We start from the raw sequence: 15,737 nt of genomic DNA, 5'->3' as shown, positions 1-15,737 counted from the left end.
TTTGCCAGGGGTCAGCGCGGGGCCGAGCGGTGGCAACCTGCGACCAATTGCTTGAGCCCCTCCAGGTTCAGGACCTTGACTTCCCGCCTGGAAATTTCCGCCAGCCCCTGGTCCCGCAGATGCGCGATGCCCCGGCAAATGGTTTCCAGCCTCAGCCCCAGGTAGGAGCCGATCTCCTCGCGGCGCATCTTCAGGATGAAGTCCCGGGGCGAGTAGCCACGCAGGCTCAGGCGTTGCGACAGGTTCAGCAGGAAGGCCGCCAGGCGTTCGTCGGAGTTCATATTGCCCAGCATCATCAGCATGTCGTGATCGCGCACGATCTCGCGGCTGAGGATCCGGTTCAGGTTGTGCTGCAGCGATGGCAGTTCCAGGGCGAGTTTTTCCAGGTGAGCGAAATGGATCGGGCAGACTTCGCTGTCCTCGAGGGCCAGCGCGTTACAGATGTGCGTGTCGGTGCTGATGGCGTCCAGGCCAAGCATTTCGCCCGGCATCTGGAATCCGGTGACCTGCTCGCGCCCATCGAGTGAAAGCACACTGGTCTTGAACGAGCCGATACGCACGGCATACAGCGAGCGCAATGGATCGCCGGCGCGATAGAGGGCGACGCCTTTCCTGACCTTGAAGCGTTGCACGATCAGGGTGTCCAGGCGCTCGATTTCCTGCCCGCTCAGGCCCAGCGGCAGGCACAGCTCCAGGACGCTGCAGTTGGCACAGGCAGCCTTGAGGTGAGGGTTGGGAGGCGTTCGGGTGTCTGGCATGCCATGAGACCCCTTTCCAGATGGGTGAAGCATAGTTCCTGTGCCTTGCCAGAGCGGGCCGCTCGGCTGCTGGCGAAAAGCAGGCGACGAATGGGGAAAGACCTCATCGGGCGCAGGCAGGACGCGCCAGGGGCGGATGCTCAGGTTTATCTGCACAGGGGCGCTTTTCGCCGTCTTGCGCGGGGATCTGACATAGATCAGAACCCTGGAGGCGCGCAGGGAGGAGTCTGGGTCGACACTGATGCCGATCCCGCGAGGGCGCAACGGCTGCCTTCATCAACGGGCACCTGGCATCGAAGCCCACCTGTCTGGAGGTCGATCATGAGCCAGTACCAACGGTTGCTGCTGATCATCAACCCGGCTCAACGCCATTCCCATGCCATAGAGCACGCCGCGGCCCTGGCCCGGGTCAGCGGTGCCAGCCTGCATATCGCGGCCTTGATGAGGTCGCTGGATATGCTGTGGTTGCTCGAAGAGGGCGATCGCAAACAGGCCCGGGAAAGCTACTTGCAGGACCATCGCGACTGGCTCAAGGCCCAGGTAGAAGACCTGCATGGCCAGGGGCTGGCCGTGACGATGGAGGTGGCATGGGTCGATGACATGCAGCAAGGCATCCTCGACCATGTCGTGGAAATGCAGCCCGACCTGTTGATCAAGCAGATAGAGCATGAGCCGCGGCTCAGGCGCGCGCTCTTCACCCCCCTGGACTGGCACTTGCTGCGCCATTGCCCGATACCGGTGTATCTGACTGGCGGGAATGGTTGCGTCTTGCCGCGCAAAGTCGTGGCCGCGGTCGAAGTGTCGGACACCAAGCCTGCGGACAACGAACTCAATGAACGGATCATCCATGAGGCTTCCAGTCTCGCCTTGCAGTGCGGTGCCGAGCTGCACCTGCTGTCCGCCTGTGATATCTCCGCGGCCTTTCTGGAAAATATGAGCGGCGTCGGCCTGACCCTGGCGGACCTTACCCGCAAGCTGCGCGAGGATCTGGAACAATCCTTCCTCGGACTGGCCGAGCGCTTCGGCGTGCCTGCCGACTGTCGACACTTCATCAAGGGCCCACCCGTCTCGGTGCTGAGCGAGTTTGCCCACGCGCAGGAGGTGGATGTGATCGTGATGGGCAGGCACCAGTCCCGCGGGCGGGCCAAGCTGGTGGGCAGCACGATCGAACATATTCTGTATCAGGTGCCTTGCAGCGTTCTGGCGGTCTAGGGGAGGGCGTCGGAGCAGGCTTCGGGCAGAGCAGGAGTAGTAAGGCCGGTGAAGCGTTACCAGGACGAGGTGTGCGATGTTGAGAATCCAGCGTTTATTGCTCATTGCCCCCATCGAGATGACCCGCACCCCGGCGTTCGACCGGGCGCAGGCGCTGGCCAGCGCAACCGGGGCGATGTTGCACATTGTCGCTTTCGATCATGTCAACGCGTTGGCGGTGGCCGGCCTGTTCGACCACGACGCCATGAGCCAGGCCCGGGAAGGTTACCTGCAGGTGCACCGCCACTGGCTTGAACAGCAGGCGCGCTTTCAACGCAGCGAGGGCTTGCGGGTGACCACTGAAGTGGTCTGGGCCAGGTTGAGCCCGGCCCACGTGCTTGAGTACGTGAACGACTTCCACCCGGACCTGGTGATCAAGGATGTGCAACGGGTGCCGGCACTCGACCGGGTCTTCCACCGGCCTCTGGACTGGCTGCTGCTGCGTGATTGTCCCGCTTCCTTGCACCTGGTCAGCCGCGCGGAAAACCCCAAGCCGCTGAAGATCCTCGCCGCCATCGACCTGTCCCACCTGGAAGCCCTGACCCATGGGCTCAACGAACGGATTCTCGACCTGGCCTCGACGCTGGCAACGTCCTGCGGCGCGACCTTGCACCTGCTCAATGTCAGCAACTGGTCGGTGGTGGGCGACGCGCTGACGAGTGTGCCGACCTCGAGCCTGGACGCCAGCTTGCGCGATGCGGTCAACGATGCCCAGCAAGAGGCCTTCGATCTGCTTGCCGAGCGTCATGGCATCGAGGAGAGCCGCCGACATTCGCTGGCTGGCATTCCCCATCAGGCGATCGAGCAATTCGCCCGCCGGAACACCTTCGACATGGTTGTGCTGGGCACGGCCTGCCGCCACGGCGCCGAGATGTTCGTCGGCACTACCGCCGAGAACTTGCTGCACCATGCCACCTGCAGCCTGATGCTGGTCAAGCCAGCCTCCGGGGCCGGGAAATGACCACCTGGATACCTCCGGCAGAATACCTGGCCCCCAGGCAGCGCGGGGGCCGCTGTCCGCCTGGGATTTCGAGAGCGATGGTCTCGATCAGGCCACGGGCGCCTCTTGCTCGCGGGCTTGCTTGGCGTTCGAAACGTCAAGGGTGCGGGGCAGGGCGACAGCATTCTTGGCGGCGAGGATCTCGGCCATGACGCTCACGGCGATCTCGGCGGGGGTCTTGCTGCCGATGTAGATGCCGATGGGGCCGTGCAGGCGCTGGAGCGAGGCTTCGGTTTCGCCGAAGTGTTCGATCAGGCGTTCGCGGCGCAGCTGGCTGTTGCGCCGCGAACCGATGGCGCCGATGTAGAAGGCCGGGCTGTGCAGGGCCTCGAGCAGGGCCAGGTCGTCGAGCTTGGGGTCGTGGCTGACGGCGACGATGCAGGTGCGCAGGTCCGGGGCGAACTCGCGGACGATGTCGTCCGGCATGCCGACCAACTGTTCCACGCCCGCCACATTCCAGCCGCCGATGTATTCGGGGCGGGGGTCGCAGACCGCGACCCGGAAACCGTTGAACAGCGCCATGGTCGCCAGGTATTCGGCCAGCGCGCCGGCCCCGATCAGCAGCAGGCGGTAGCCGGGGCCCAGGGTGTTGAGCATCTGCCGGCCATCGAAGATGAACTGCTCCGGGGTGGCGCTGATGGTCAGGGACACCTGGCCGCTGCCCAGGTCCAGGCTGCGGCGCACCAGCTTGCCGGCGTTGAGTCGGGCCAGCAGCCGTTCGAGGGCATCCCTCGATGGGGTGAATTCGAGGATCAGTTCCAGCGTGCCGCCACAGGGCAGGCCAAAGCGGTGCGCTTCGTCGGCGCTGATGCCGTAGCGCACCACCTGCGGCGGCCCGTCCGGCAGGCCGCTGCCATCGTAGGCGTTGGTGTAGCGGTGGATCAGGTCGTCCTCGATGCAGCCTCCCGACACGCTGCCGACCACCCGACCATCGCCGCGCAGGGCCATCATCGAGCCCACGGGGCGGGGCGAGGAGCCCCAGGTGCGGGCCACGGTGGCGAGCAGCACGCGGTGGCCGGCCTGGAGCCAGTCATGGGCGGTGCTCAGGACCAGTAGATCGATGCTTTCCATGGGGGCCTCGGTTGTTCAGGGGAGGGGCTGCTGGCGGATCCGCTCCTGGCCAGGGGGATCGCCAGCACGTCACTCCTTCTTTCAGCGCATATGCAGGATGATCGGGCTGCTGCTGGCCGGGTCGGTATGCCCGCGCAGCCGGCCGACCGCTTGCGCGTCGACCGCGCCACCCTGGTTACCCCAGGTGCCGCGCACGAAGCTCAGGACCTCGGCGATTTCCCGGTCCGACAACTGCTCGCGAAAGGCCGGCATGCGGTAGGCATCCGGGACGCCGGCGGCGACCACGCGCTGCGAGCCGTTGAGGGTGATATTGATCGCCGACGCGTTTTCCTTGGCCAGTGCCGAAGTGGCGCCCGCCAAAGGCGGCATCCACTCGGCCTGGCCCTGGCCGTCCAGGCCATGGCAGGAGGCGCAGCGGGTCACGTAGGTATGGGCTCCGGGGCTGTCCAGGCGGGTGGCGGCGGACACGGCCTGGTACTGCCAGGGCGTACCGTCGCGCTGCGGATCGCCGGGCAGCGACTTGAGGTAGCGGGCGATCGCGGCCAGGTCCTCGTCGGCCATGAACTGGGTGGAGTTGTTGAACGCCTCGGTCATCGAGCCGTAGACCACCGCGTGCTGGTTACGCCCGGTCTTGAGGAACTGCACGATCTGCGGCTCGCTCCAGCGGCCCAGGCCGGTGTTGGCGTCCTGGCGCAGGCTCGGCGCATACCAGCCGTCGAGCAGGGCGCCGGCGAGGAACGGCGCGCCGGACTCGTCCAGGGCCTGCTCGTTGAACGCCAGGCCGCGCGGAGTGTGGCAGCTGCCGCAGTGGCCCGGCCCCTGGACGATGTAGGCGCCGCGGTTCCACAACGCATCCTGCGCCGGTTTGGCCGCGTAGGGCGTGCTCGGGGCGAACAGGCCGTTCCACAGCGCGATGGGCCAGCGCATGTTCAGCGGCCAGGGGATAGCGCTGGGGACGTTGGGCTGGCTGGCCGGTTGCACGCCTTTCATGAAGAACGCGTACAGCGCGCGCATGTCATCGTCGCTGAGCTTGACGTAGGACGGGTAGGGCATGGCCGGGTAGAGGCGCCGACCGCCCGGGGCGACGCCATGGCGCACGGCGCGGTCGAAGTCGGCCAGGCTGTAGGCGCCGATGCCGGTGTCCCGGTCGGGGGTGACGTTGGTGGCGTGGATGGCGCCCAGCGGCGTGGCCATTTCCAGGCCGCCGGCAAAGGGCGCCTTGCCCGGCAGGCTGTGGCAGGCCACGCAATCGCTGACCCGGGCGACGTACTCGCCGCGGCTCACCAAGGCGGGGTCGAAGCGGGTCGCCGCGGCCTGTTCCTGCTCGAAGGGCGAGGCGGGCTCGCGGGTGACATACCAGGCCAGCAGGCCTGCCGCGACCAGGCACGGCAAGGCCAGCCAGCCTGCGGTTCTTGCGAATCGGCGGTTATTCATGGGCAGTCCTTGTCGGTCAGCTGAAAGTGTATCGGCTCAATGGCAGGCTACGGATGCGCTGGCCGGTCAGCCGCGCCACCGCGTTGGCCACCGCCGGCGCCACCGCGGGCAGTGGGGGTTCGCCGACGCCGCCCATCTTTTCGCCACTCTCGACAATCCGTACATGCACCCGCGCCATGCGTGAAGGCGGCAGGATCGGGTACAGGTCGTAGTTGCGCGCCCGGGGCTTGCCGTCCACGTACACCGCTTCTTCCACCAATGTCTGGGACAACCCCAGGGCCACGGCGCCATTGACCTGGGCCTCGACGATCGCCGGGTTGACGATGCTGCCCGGGTCGATGGCCTGCCAGATGTCGTGGACCTTGACCTGGCCATTTTCGATCGACACTTCGGCGATCGCCGCCGTGTGCGAGCCGAACGGCGAGGCCATGGCCACGCCGCGGGCGCGGCGAGTGCCGTCCTCGGCGGTGAACGGGCCGCGCTTCCAGCCGCCGGACAGTTCGCCCACCGCCTGCAGCAACGTGGTCAGGCGCGGGTTGTCGCGCAGCAGGTGCTGGCGTAGCTCGTACGGGTCGCGACCGCCTTTGTCCGCCAGTTCGTCGAGGAAGGCTTCGTAGAAGAAGTCGTTGAGCGAATTGCCCACCGAGCGCCAGTAGCCGAGCATGGCCGGCCCCTTGACGTAGATCTGCGCGATGCGTTTGTTGGCAATGGCGTAGGACTTGCCCGACAAACCTTCGAGGGCGGAGGGGTCGAGTTTCTCGCCCTGTTTGCCGGCGATGGCCTCGGTGGGGCCTTCGGTGGCGCTCACCGCTTCGATGGCCAGCGGCAGCCCTTGGGCATCCAGCGCGGCCTGGAACTTGACCACGGCGACCGGGCGCAGCACGTCACGCAGGAACTCTTCCTCGCGGCTCCAGATCAGCTTGACCGGGCGGCCGACGGCCTTGGCCAGGGCGATGGCCTGCGGGTAGGGACTGGCCGAGTCATAGAGAAAGTGCCGGCCGAAAAAGCCGCCCAGCAGCGGCGAGTGCAGGGTGATCCGCGAGGGATCGAGACCGGTGCGCTTGGCGATGTCGGCACGGAACATGTCCGGCGCCTGGTTGGGCAGCCAGACCTCCAGCGAACCGTCGGGATTGAAGCGCGCCAGGGCCGAAGGCGGCTCCAGCTGGGCGTGGTTGAGGTACTGGTTGTGGTAGGTGGCCTCGACCCGGGTCTTGGCACTGGCCAGGGCGGCGGCCACGTCGCCTTCGTTTTCGTCGTCGCGGGCCGGGCCTTGCTGGGCGGCGAGAAAGTCGCGGAACCCATCGCTGGAAAAATCAGCGGGCATTGGCCGTACCTTCGAATCGGCGGACGCTTCCTGCCAGTCGACCTGGATGGCTTCCACCGCGCGCTTGGCGTGCCACCAGCGTTCGGCGACCACCGCCACCGCGCCGGGCAGCTGGTGAACGGAGTGCACGCCTTTCATGGCCTTGACCTGGGCCTCGTTGCGCAGGCTGCCCACGGTCATGCCCAGGCGCGGCGCGTGCTGCACGGCGGCGTGGAGCATGCCGTCGACCTTCAGGTCGATGCTGTACAGCGCCTTGCCGGTGGATTTCTCGTAGGCATCGACGCGCCGTACCGGCTTGCCGATCCAGCGGAACTGGCTCGGGTCGCGCAGGGTGATGCTGGCCGGGTCGGGCACCGGCATGTCCAGGGCGCGACCGGCCAATTCACCGTAACCCAGGGAGCGGCCGGAAGTGGCATGCAGCACCCGGCCAGGCTCGGTGGACAGCTCGGCCAGCGGTACGCCCAGTTGCTCGGCACCGGCCTGCAGCAGCATGGCCCGGGCCAGGGCCCCCAGGCGGCGCATGGTCGGGTAGCTCATGCGCACCGACATGCTGCCGCCGGTGATGCGCATGCCGTTCTCCATGACCACGTAGGCCTCGCCAGGCGGCGCGGCCTCGACCACGAAGGTGGCGGGGTCGGCGTCCAGCTCTTCACCGACGATCTGCGCCATGGCGGTGTGGGTGCCTTGTCCGCCTTCCATGAAGGGGCTGAGCAGGCGCACGCTGCCGTCCGGGCGAATCTCCAGGAACGCCGGCACCTGGGTCCCGCGTTCCGCGGTGCTCGCCGTGGCGGCCAGGACCCTGGCCGAACCCAGCGGCAGGCCGAAACCGAGCACCAGCGCGCCCACGGCGGCACCGCTCAGAAAGCGCCGGCGGGACAGGTTGACCGGTTCGTCCAGCGGCAGGTCCAGGAGGTCTTCAGCGAAATCGATGGGCTTGTTCATCAGGCGCTTTCCTTCTTGGCAGGCTGGGCGGCCAGGTCATGCACGGCGGCATGGATGGCGTTGTAGGTGCCGCAGCGGCACAGGTTGACCATCGCCGCTTCGATCTGCGCATCGCTGGGCGCGGGGCTGTGCTTGAGCAGCGCGGTGGCCGCCATGACCTGCCCGGACTGGCAGTAGCCGCACTGGGCCACCTGGTGCTCGACCCAGGCGGCGACCACGCGCTTGCCGACTGCGTCCGCCTCGATCGCCTCGATGGTGGTGACCTCGCGGCCGACCACACCCGCCACCGGGGTGACGCAGGCGCGTACCACATTGCCGTCCACCAGCACCGAACAAGCGCCGCACTGGGCCAGGCCGCAGCCGTACTTGGTGCCGGTCAGGCCCAGGTCATCGCGGATCACCCACAGCAACGGCGTGTCGGCGTCGGCATCGACCTGATAGGTCTTCTGGTTGATTCGTAGTTCCATGGCTCACCTGCTGATCATCGGTTGGTGTGTCTTTGTTTTTTCTTCAGGAGGCGCCACCAGGCGCGTCCTTGCTCAAGAAACGCGGGTAAAGGGGCGGATACGCCAATCCGCTGCCCCGTGCGCCGGGCTGGCCGCGAGCACGTCGGAGTGGGCCGGCGCACGGGGCAGCGAGAGAAAATGCGAGGAGGTGTCGAGGGTGTGTGCCAGGGGCGATGCCTGGCCGGCGCGGGCTTGGGTCATGGCGGCTGGCTCCTAGTGATCGGACTCTAGCCCAGGGGCCAAGGGTTTCCTATCCGATACCCGGCAAGCTCAGAGGATCAGGCAAGTATTCCAGAGGAATGCGCAATAACGCGGGCTGGGAGGCGTCGAGCAACTGCAACGAGTGACAGACAAGGCGGGGTTTATGGGCTGGCTACGGCTTAGGGGGAGGGCTTGGAAGGAGAGCGTCGCGATGAACCATCGGGCCGCGCAACCTGTGCGCGACCCGACGGGTTTGATCCCTGCTTAGATCCGGTGGATCTGGGTGATGTGCGGCTTGCCTTTAATAGGCGCGTAGATTTCCACTACGGCTTGCCAGCTGTCCGACGAGCCAGGCACCGTTGCTTTCGACAGATAACGATAGTTCGTGCCGTTGACGACTTGGGTCGAAACTTTTTCAGGGGTGTATTGCACACCCACGAACCCGGCCAGGGCCTCTTTGAATACTTCCCGATCCTTTGGAGTCAGTTCGTGGTAAGGAGTCCATCCGCCAACAAAGTTCTCTTGAGCCGACATACGATATATCTCCATATATAAGTTCCTACTCGTCTGGCTTTTCGGAGTCCGCCCCGTTTATTGAATGGTTTCCGGAATCCATTGTGCCGAGTGGGTTTCCCAAGCGCCTGCTCATCGTGAAACAGGGTATTGGGGAGAACACCGGCACGTACTGCACAAGTCGCGCACTGCAGGCCATCAAGTGATGGGCGCGAACCGCTGGTCATGGAGGATGAGGTGGTCGCCGGCTTCAGATCCTTGTCCCTGATGGAAACAGCCTTCGATGAATGATGACTGCCAGACCTCCGTGTCTTGTCTGCAGCAGCTGTGCTTATAGGGCATGCCGCTGGATGGCCTTAAGCTATCAGGCAGCAGTGAAAAGTATGTCCGCATTTGGCTGTGTGAGATGTAAGGCGTTGGCTATTGGCTACGAGCGGCCAGAGCCCTTGAACCTGCTATCGATATTGAGGTTTATCGAAGGGCACAGCGCCGTCATTGAGATATCGGTTCACCGAATGTGAATGTTTGGGTGAGAAGCAAGCCGAATGAAGACGCTTTAAGGGGTCAGCCTGTAGCCTTGAACGATTGCAACGTGCGAGTTTCTGTTTTGGCTAGAAGTGTAGATAGGCGCGACTATGAAAATGTAGACCGCCCCATCGTGGTCATGTCGAAGGACTATCCGGCCGCGTATGCCGTGGCGCCGCATGCCCATTCCTGCGGGCAGCTCATCTACGCGGTTTCTGGCGTCATGGAAATTCGGACGGACACGGGCCTGTGGCTGGTGCCGCCGCAACGCGCCTTGTGGATGCCCGCGGGCATCTCCCATGCCATGCAGACCCGAGGCAGCCCGGTGGCACTGCGCACGGCGTATGTTCGCCTGGATCGGTGCCCAACGGGCGCACCCGGGCAACCCGGTGCGGTACAGGTTTCGAACCTGCTGCGCGAACTCATCCTGCGTGCGGCGACGATTGCCCTTGATTATTCCGAGGACAGCCGGGATGGCCGCATCCTGAGCATGATCCTCGAAGAGATTGCCTGGTCGCCGGAACAAGGGCTGCATTTGCCCACGGGCCGCGACAAGCGCTTGGTGGCCACCTGCGAAGCGATCCTGGCCAACCCACAGGATAATCGCACGCTGGACGACTGGGCCGGCCAGCATGGCGCGACAGCGCGCACGCTGTCGCGGTTGTTCACTGCCGAACTCGGGGTGCCGTTTCAAGTGTGGCGACAGCAGGCCCGCGTGATGGCGGCGTTGCCGCGCTTGGCCGCGGGCGAACCGGTGACGACTGTGGCGCTGGAAATGGGCTACGACACGCCGGGCGCGTTCTCGGCCATGTTCAAGCGGCTGCTTGGAGCATCGCCCAGCCGCTACTTTGCGTAGTTGACCGGGCGTGCGCTTGTCCTGTTTGACGTAGAGGTTGTCTTTCTGCGCGAAGCGTGACGAGAGACGGGGCAACACACTATCAAGTGATTCGGCGGCCGACTGTCCGCCGCCACGATTGATAGGGCCTCCATGGACTCGCATGCAGCACAACGGCGCTTTCTCCTGCTGATCCTCAGCTCCACCTTTCTGCAAGGCTCGTCCTTCGTCGCCAGCAAGATTGTCCTGAGTGAATTGCCGCCGCTGTGGCTGGCGGCGCTGCGGTTTTTCGTGGCGGCTCTCTCGCTGCTGCCCTGGTTGTGGCTGCGCCACCGTGCCCGGGTCGCTGCCGGCACAGCGGTTCCGGTCAAGGCCATGCCCTGGCTGCGACTGACCACCATCGGCCTGTTGCAGACGACCGGTGTCATGGCGTTCCTGACCATGGGCCTGACGCAGACCAGTGCATCCAAGGCGGCAATCCTGATGGCCAGCAATCCGCTGCTGGTGGCGCTGCTGGCCGGCATCCTGCTCAAGGAGCGGGTACGCCCTCTGGCCTGGCTGGGCCTGCTGCTGGCCTTCGCCGGAGTGGTGGTCTGCATCGGTGTGCAGTCGGTGATGAGCGGCGCGATCGGCACCGCGGAAGCGCTGGTCATGGCGGGCTCGACCTGCTGGGCTCTCGCCACGCTGGCCAGCAAGCGCTTTCGCTTGGCCGTCGATACCTGGACGCTGGCGTTCTGGCAGATGCTCATTGGGGCGGTCGCGCTCGCGTTGCTGGCCGCCTGGCGTGGCGAGTCATTCAGCCTGCCGGCCCAAACGATGCTTGCGTTCCTGTGGCTGGCCATTCCCGCTTCGACGGGGGCCATGGGGTTGTGGTTCGCGGCCCTGCATATGGGCGGCGCCGTGCGCACCAGCGGCTTCCTGTTTCTGTGTCCTTTCTTTGCCGCGCTGATCACCTTCGCCATCAGTGGCGACATGCTTTCCACCCACGAAATGCTGGGTGGCGTGATGATCGCCGTAGGCATTGTCTTGCTGTCCCGGACACCGGCCGCGCGGTCGGCCAGCCATTCCGCGCCCCGGGAAACCTCTTCGTGACCTCCACAAATCCGCGTTGCTGGTGAAGGGGAGGAGGGCATGGCTGCTTTTGGCCAACCTGTGGGGCAACTTTAGCCTCGCGCATCAAAGCGTTTCGCCCATTGCTGCTCGCGGGCATGACTCACCAGCATGTCCACGAAGACCCGCGTCTTGGCTGGCAGCAGTTTCTGCCCAGCGAAGTACAGCGAGATGGGGCCCGCATCGACATACCAGTCCGGCAGTACCCGTTCAAGGGCGCCACTTTGCAGATGGTCAAGCACGTCGGGAATCGCCAATAGCGCGACGCCCAGTCCCATGAGCGCGCTCTGGCAAAGTGCTTGTGGGTCGTTGACCAGCAACCGTGGGCGCAACTCCAGTGCCGCACGCTGTTCCTTGGGGCCTTGCAGTGTCCAGCCGCGGACCTTGCCGCTTTGTAGCGAGCGCATGGCCAGATGCTCAAGGTCATTCAACTGCTCGGGACGACGTACAAGAGGGTGCCTGGACAGACAGTCCGGCGATGCCACGAGCACCAAATGCGCCGGTGACAGATCCCGGGCGATCACCCCGGGCGAAAGCTCGATGCCGCCGCCGATGGCGACGTCAAATCCATCGGCGATCAGCTCCACCTGGCGATTGTCGAAGTGCCACTCGGGAACCACCGCCGGATATCGCTTCATGAACTGTGGCATCAACGGCAGCAGGTAGTCGCGGCCAAAAGCGGGCGCCGCGGAAATACGCAGCACTCCAGCCGGTTCTCCGGCATTGCTGGTTACGTCGGCAATCGCCGCCTGGACTGTCTCCAGCCCACCCTCGACGTTAGCCAGAAAACGCTCCCCAGCCTCGGTCAAGGCCAGTCGGCGAGTACTGCGTTGAAACAGGCGTACCCCCAGGTTGGCTTCCAGTTGGGCGACATTCCTGCTCACCGCGGCCGGCGTGATACCCAGGCGCCGCGCGGCGGCAGAGAAACTGCCTGCCTCTGCGCTGCGAACGAAAGATTGCAGATTGGCCAGGGTTTCCATGATCGATACCTTCAAGTAAACGTTGAAAGTGATTCTAATCACTCCCTACTACTTGATGGAAAAAGAAAAGCGTTTCATAGCCTCACCAACCACCACTCGAGGCTCACACCATGAACGCTGTCACGCTTCCTCTCTCTGGCAAGATCGCCATCGTCACCGGCGGCTCGCGCAGCATCGGAGCGGCCATTGCCCAACGCCTGGCCGCGGACGGCGCTGCTGTCGCCATTACCTACAACGCCTTCGCCTACACCCTGACCAAGGGCGCCGTGGCGGGCTTCAGCCGAGGCCTGGTGCGAGACCTGGGACCCCGCGGCATCACCGTGAATACCGTCCACCCCGGACCGACCGAATTGATGATCGACGGCGGCTTCACCGCCTGAGGAGCCAGACATGAGCATGAATATCAGCATCATTGGAGCAGGCGCCCTAGGCAGCGCGATCGCCAGGTTACTGACGAAGGCCGGCCTGGACGTGAGCATCGCCAACAGCCGTGGCCCTGAAAGCCTCACATCGCTGATCGCCGAACTGGGGCCCAAGGCTCAAGCCGTTACCGCCGAGCAAGCGGCTACCGCAGACCTGGTGTTCCTGGCGGTGAACTGGTCGAAGATTCCATCGGCACTGGCCGGGCTGGGACCCTGGGAAGGAAGGATTGTGGTGGATACCAACAACCCGATTGAAGCGCCGCTGTTCAAGCCCTTTGACCTGGGAGGCCAACCTTCCACCCGGATCGTGGCGCAAATGCTACCCGGCGCCCACGTGGTCAAGGCCTTCAACCATCTATCGCCGAATCTGCTGGCCAACCCGAACGCCGAAGGGGGCAAGCGCGTGTTGTTTGTCTCCGGAGAGCATGCGCACGCCAAGCAGCAGGTCAGCGAGCTGATCCAGCAACTGGGGTTCCATGGCATCGACTTGGGCGACTTGCAACAAGGGCAACTCGCGCAATTTCCCGGAGGGCCTTTGCCGGCGCTCAATCTGGTCAAACATGACTGACGAGGAGGCTGGTGAATACCGGCTTCGCTTTATGAGGACTGTATTGAGAGCAGGTTCGGCCGGAGTTTTTCCAGTTGCCCAGGAAGGCGTTCGGAACGATCGTTTTGTGACTGGATATCTTATCGGTCACAAGTTGTCAGTCCGCAATAGGGTGAGTAAGCTGTTCCCATGAATCAGCCATCGATATCTCCGCCCAGCGCCCGTGGCCCAGCCGATCACGACATTCGAAACCAGATTGTCGCGGCGGCCAACGAGCACTTCAGTCAGTACGGCTATGGCAAAACCACGGTCTCCGACCTGGCTAAAGCCATCGGTTTTTCCAAAGCCTATATTTACAAGTTTTTTGATTCCAAGCAGGCGATCGGTGAAGCCATCTGCACAAATTGCCTGGCAGAAATCGTTGCGGCTGTTGAACAGGCCATCAGTGGAGAGACCCTTTCGGCAACGGAGCGCTTTCGGCGCCTGGTCAAAACGGTGATCGCCACAGGTGTGAACCTGTTCTTCAACGATCGGAAACTCTATGACATCGCAGCGTTTTCTGTGTCGGAGCGCTGGTCCAGTTCGCAAATTTATGACGCACAGATCAAGCAATTCATTTTGCAGATTGTGCGTGAAGGGCGAGAGGTCGGTGAGTTTGAACGCAAGACGCCCCTGGACGAGACAGTAGACGCGATACATCTTGCTCTGCGGCCATTCGTCAATCCTCTACTGCTGCAGTACAACCTCGATTTTGTCGAAGAGGCGCCCACGCTCACCTCCAATCTCATCTTGCGCAGCCTCATGCCTTGATCTTCGGCTAACGCTCGAACGCCTGCTGCTCTGGGCGAGGTATTGCTCAATAGGCTTTTCACTTTGCCCTTCCTCCAACCGTCGAAGGGCATTTATTTATCTGTTATGTGACTGTTGACTGAAATAGTCACATAGATAAGTATGCGTCCGTTGCTTCTGCTGTTTTATCCCGGTGATAACCCTAGAGTTCTAATAATGAAAAAAATATTGCTCATGAGCCCACTTGGGCTCGCTGTTGCGCTCGCGTCTTCTTATGTGTCTGCGAGCGGCTTCGCTCTCAATGAACAGAGCATCAGCGGGATGGGCTCTGGATTTGCCGGTCGTTCCTCCTCCGCTGAAGATGCGAGCACGGTCTTCGGTAATCCGGCGGGCATGTCACGCTTGAAAAGAGAACAGGTCAGCGTAGGGGCGGCGGCGCTTTTCGCGAAGTCCGACATCAGCCAGACCCGCAGTACATTCGCAGGCCAGGAAGACGGCGACATGGTGCCCACGACTACGGTACCTATGGGCTACTACGTCAAACCCATTGATGAGCACTGGGCATTCGGTGTCGGGTTTTATGTGCCTTTCGGCCTGATGACCGATTATGGCAGCGGCTTTGCAGGGCGTTACTACGCTAACAAAAGCGAGGTCACGACATTCACCTTCCAGCCCACCATCAGCTATGCCTTTAACGACACCGTTTCGATCGGGTTCGGTCCCACCATCAACCGTATCAGCGGCGAGTTGTCCGGGATGGTGCCCAATCCGCTCAGTCCTGGGCGCAACGACGGAAAACTCAAAAGCAATGGCGACGATACGGCCCTGGGTTTCAACGCCGGCATTCTGGTACAGGCTACCGATCGAACTCGCCTCGGATTGACCTACCATTCCAAGGTCAGTTACCACCTGGATGCCAAGACCAAGGTCACCGACGGCATCTTTAGCGTGTTGGGGGTGAGCGGCCGCAGCTATGACGCTTCGCTGGATGTGGATACGCCGGAGTCGGTGGACTTCTCGGTAACTCATCAGCTCAGTAATGACTGGACGCTCTATCTGGGGAGCACCTGGACCCGCTGGAGTCGCTTCAAGGAATTAACCATCGAGAACACGGGCTTGCCTCCTTTATTGAGCGGCTCGCTGGGCACGGTTACCGAAGAACAGGACTGGCACGATACGTGGGCCCACGCTATCGGTACGGCGTACAAACTGAACGATCACTGGGTACTTCGTGCCGGCTTGTCAGTCGACCAGTCGCCCGCCAATAACACCCATCGTGGGCCCCGTATTCCAACGGGCGATCGGACGGTTATCAGCTTCGGGGCTGGCTGGACTCCGGCGGACAATGTCACGATCGATGTCGCTTATTCCTATCTGTGGGAGGAGAGCGTGCAGGTCAACGACACCTCCGCGACCCGGGGCGCATACAGTGCCAAGTACAGGAACAGCGCGAGTGGGCTCGGCACTTCCGTCAGCTATCGTTTCTAGGATAGGGCGTCGTTCTACGATAAGGGGCCGGCCGGGAGTGC

Annotated in this window: 15 protein-coding genes and 1 pseudogene; 8 read left to right on the top strand and 8 right to left on the bottom strand. The window is 63.5% G+C overall.

The window, feature by feature from the left end; translation table 11 throughout:
* Window positions 1–11: 11 nt before the first annotated feature.
* Window positions 12–758 carry a helix-turn-helix domain-containing protein gene (locus CRO75_RS28070; protein WP_097139583.1) on the bottom strand — a complete coding sequence of 249 codons (747 nt, stop codon included), beginning with the start codon at window positions 756–758 and terminating at the stop codon, window positions 12–14.
* Between the two features lie 321 nt (window positions 759–1,079).
* Here CRO75_RS28070 and CRO75_RS28065 point away from each other — a divergent pair, with 321 nt between their 5' ends.
* On the top strand, window positions 1,080–1,970 hold the full coding sequence (locus CRO75_RS28065; protein ID WP_097139581.1) for a universal stress protein: 891 nt from the start codon (window positions 1,080–1,082) through the stop codon (window positions 1,968–1,970).
* A 76-nt stretch (window positions 1,971–2,046) separates the two neighbouring features.
* Entirely contained in the window at window positions 2,047–2,970 is a 924-nt protein-coding gene (locus CRO75_RS28060; RefSeq protein ID WP_097139579.1) for a universal stress protein, read from the top strand.
* A gap of 87 nt (window positions 2,971–3,057) precedes the next feature.
* On the opposite strand, the gene CRO75_RS28055 is transcribed toward CRO75_RS28060, so the two are convergent.
* From CRO75_RS28055 to CRO75_RS28035, 6 genes are all read right to left on the bottom strand, one after another.
* Window positions 3,058–4,080, bottom strand: a complete 1,023-nt coding sequence (locus CRO75_RS28055) for an XdhC family protein (RefSeq protein ID WP_097139576.1) — start codon at window positions 4,078–4,080, stop codon at window positions 3,058–3,060.
* An 81-nt stretch (window positions 4,081–4,161) separates the two neighbouring features.
* Entirely contained in the window at window positions 4,162–5,514 is a 1,353-nt protein-coding gene (locus CRO75_RS28050) for a cytochrome c (protein ID WP_097139574.1), read from the bottom strand.
* A 16-nt stretch (window positions 5,515–5,530) separates the two neighbouring features.
* Window positions 5,531–7,780, bottom strand: a complete 2,250-nt coding sequence (locus CRO75_RS28045; protein WP_097139573.1) for a molybdopterin cofactor-binding domain-containing protein — start codon at window positions 7,778–7,780, stop codon at window positions 5,531–5,533.
* Window positions 7,780–8,247, bottom strand: coding sequence for a (2Fe-2S)-binding protein (locus tag CRO75_RS28040; protein WP_009043866.1), 468 nt, complete (start codon window positions 8,245–8,247; stop codon window positions 7,780–7,782). Before CRO75_RS28040 ends, CRO75_RS28045 begins: the two co-directional genes overlap by 1 nt.
* 72 nt (window positions 8,248–8,319) lie before the next feature.
* Window positions 8,320–8,487, bottom strand: a complete 168-nt coding sequence (locus CRO75_RS32910; RefSeq protein ID WP_160147542.1) for a hypothetical protein — start codon at window positions 8,485–8,487, stop codon at window positions 8,320–8,322.
* A gap of 264 nt (window positions 8,488–8,751) precedes the next feature.
* Entirely contained in the window at window positions 8,752–9,021 is a 270-nt protein-coding gene (locus CRO75_RS28035; RefSeq protein WP_097139571.1) for a hypothetical protein, read from the bottom strand.
* Window positions 9,022–9,664: 643 nt separating this feature from the next.
* Here CRO75_RS28035 and CRO75_RS28030 point away from each other — a divergent pair.
* Both CRO75_RS28030 and CRO75_RS28025 read left to right on the top strand, forming a co-directional pair.
* Complete coding sequence (locus CRO75_RS28030) at window positions 9,665–10,381, top strand: helix-turn-helix transcriptional regulator (protein WP_097139569.1); 717 nt, start codon at window positions 9,665–9,667, stop codon at window positions 10,379–10,381.
* Window positions 10,382–10,513: 132 nt separating this feature from the next.
* Window positions 10,514–11,452 carry a DMT family transporter gene (locus tag CRO75_RS28025; protein WP_097139567.1) on the top strand — a complete coding sequence of 313 codons (939 nt, stop codon included), beginning with the start codon at window positions 10,514–10,516 and terminating at the stop codon, window positions 11,450–11,452.
* 71 nt (window positions 11,453–11,523) lie between these two features.
* Here CRO75_RS28025 and CRO75_RS28020 read toward each other — a convergent pair whose 3' ends face one another.
* Window positions 11,524–12,450: a LysR family transcriptional regulator gene (locus CRO75_RS28020; protein WP_097139565.1), complete on the bottom strand. Its 927-nt coding sequence runs from the start codon at window positions 12,448–12,450 to the stop codon at window positions 11,524–11,526.
* Window positions 12,451–12,560: 110 nt separating this feature from the next.
* On the opposite strand from CRO75_RS28020, the pseudogene CRO75_RS33560 reads away from it, so the two are divergent.
* The 4 genes and pseudogenes from CRO75_RS33560 to CRO75_RS28000 all read left to right on the top strand — a co-directional run.
* Window positions 12,561–12,797: pseudogene (locus CRO75_RS33560) on the top strand (SDR family NAD(P)-dependent oxidoreductase); the annotation flags it as partial.
* Between the two features lie 49 nt (window positions 12,798–12,846).
* Window positions 12,847–13,440, top strand: coding sequence for an NADPH-dependent F420 reductase (locus CRO75_RS28010; RefSeq protein ID WP_097139637.1), 594 nt, complete (start codon window positions 12,847–12,849; stop codon window positions 13,438–13,440).
* Between the two features lie 168 nt (window positions 13,441–13,608).
* Window positions 13,609–14,229: a TetR/AcrR family transcriptional regulator gene (locus CRO75_RS28005; RefSeq protein WP_097139563.1), complete on the top strand. Its 621-nt coding sequence runs from the start codon at window positions 13,609–13,611 to the stop codon at window positions 14,227–14,229.
* A 195-nt stretch (window positions 14,230–14,424) separates the two neighbouring features.
* Window positions 14,425–15,696, top strand: coding sequence for an outer membrane protein transport protein (locus tag CRO75_RS28000; RefSeq protein ID WP_097139561.1), 1,272 nt, complete (start codon window positions 14,425–14,427; stop codon window positions 15,694–15,696).
* The last annotated feature ends 41 nt before the right edge of the window (window positions 15,697–15,737 follow it).

The organism is Pseudomonas sp. LAMO17WK12:I10 (genome assembly GCF_900215185.1).
In the GTDB taxonomy this organism is placed as follows: domain Bacteria; phylum Pseudomonadota; class Gammaproteobacteria; order Pseudomonadales; family Pseudomonadaceae; genus Aquipseudomonas; species Aquipseudomonas chlororaphis.
Note: the sequence above shows the minus strand (reverse complement) of the source record. Positions and strands in the feature narration are given on the sequence as shown.

Coding starts and splice junctions, on each gene's coding strand:
- CRO75_RS28070 (WP_097139583.1), bottom strand. CDS start 758: ATGCCAGACACCCGAACGCCTCCCAACCCTCACCTCAAGGCTGCCTGT.
- CRO75_RS28065 (WP_097139581.1), top strand. CDS start 1,080: ATGAGCCAGTACCAACGGTTGCTGCTGATCATCAACCCGGCTCAACGC.
- CRO75_RS28060 (WP_097139579.1), top strand. CDS start 2,047: ATGTTGAGAATCCAGCGTTTATTGCTCATTGCCCCCATCGAGATGACC.
- CRO75_RS28055 (WP_097139576.1), bottom strand. CDS start 4,080: ATGGAAAGCATCGATCTACTGGTCCTGAGCACCGCCCATGACTGGCTC.
- CRO75_RS28050 (WP_097139574.1), bottom strand. CDS start 5,514: ATGAATAACCGCCGATTCGCAAGAACCGCAGGCTGGCTGGCCTTGCCG.
- CRO75_RS28045 (WP_097139573.1), bottom strand. CDS start 7,780: ATGAACAAGCCCATCGATTTCGCTGAAGACCTCCTGGACCTGCCGCTG.
- CRO75_RS28040 (WP_009043866.1), bottom strand. CDS start 8,247: ATGGAACTACGAATCAACCAGAAGACCTATCAGGTCGATGCCGACGCC.
- CRO75_RS32910 (WP_160147542.1), bottom strand. CDS start 8,487: ATGACCCAAGCCCGCGCCGGCCAGGCATCGCCCCTGGCACACACCCTC.
- CRO75_RS28035 (WP_097139571.1), bottom strand. CDS start 9,021: ATGTCGGCTCAAGAGAACTTTGTTGGCGGATGGACTCCTTACCACGAA.
- CRO75_RS28030 (WP_097139569.1), top strand. CDS start 9,665: ATGTCGAAGGACTATCCGGCCGCGTATGCCGTGGCGCCGCATGCCCAT.
- CRO75_RS28025 (WP_097139567.1), top strand. CDS start 10,514: ATGGACTCGCATGCAGCACAACGGCGCTTTCTCCTGCTGATCCTCAGC.
- CRO75_RS28020 (WP_097139565.1), bottom strand. CDS start 12,450: ATGGAAACCCTGGCCAATCTGCAATCTTTCGTTCGCAGCGCAGAGGCA.
- CRO75_RS28010 (WP_097139637.1), top strand. CDS start 12,847: ATGAATATCAGCATCATTGGAGCAGGCGCCCTAGGCAGCGCGATCGCC.
- CRO75_RS28005 (WP_097139563.1), top strand. CDS start 13,609: ATGAATCAGCCATCGATATCTCCGCCCAGCGCCCGTGGCCCAGCCGAT.
- CRO75_RS28000 (WP_097139561.1), top strand. CDS start 14,425: ATGAAAAAAATATTGCTCATGAGCCCACTTGGGCTCGCTGTTGCGCTC.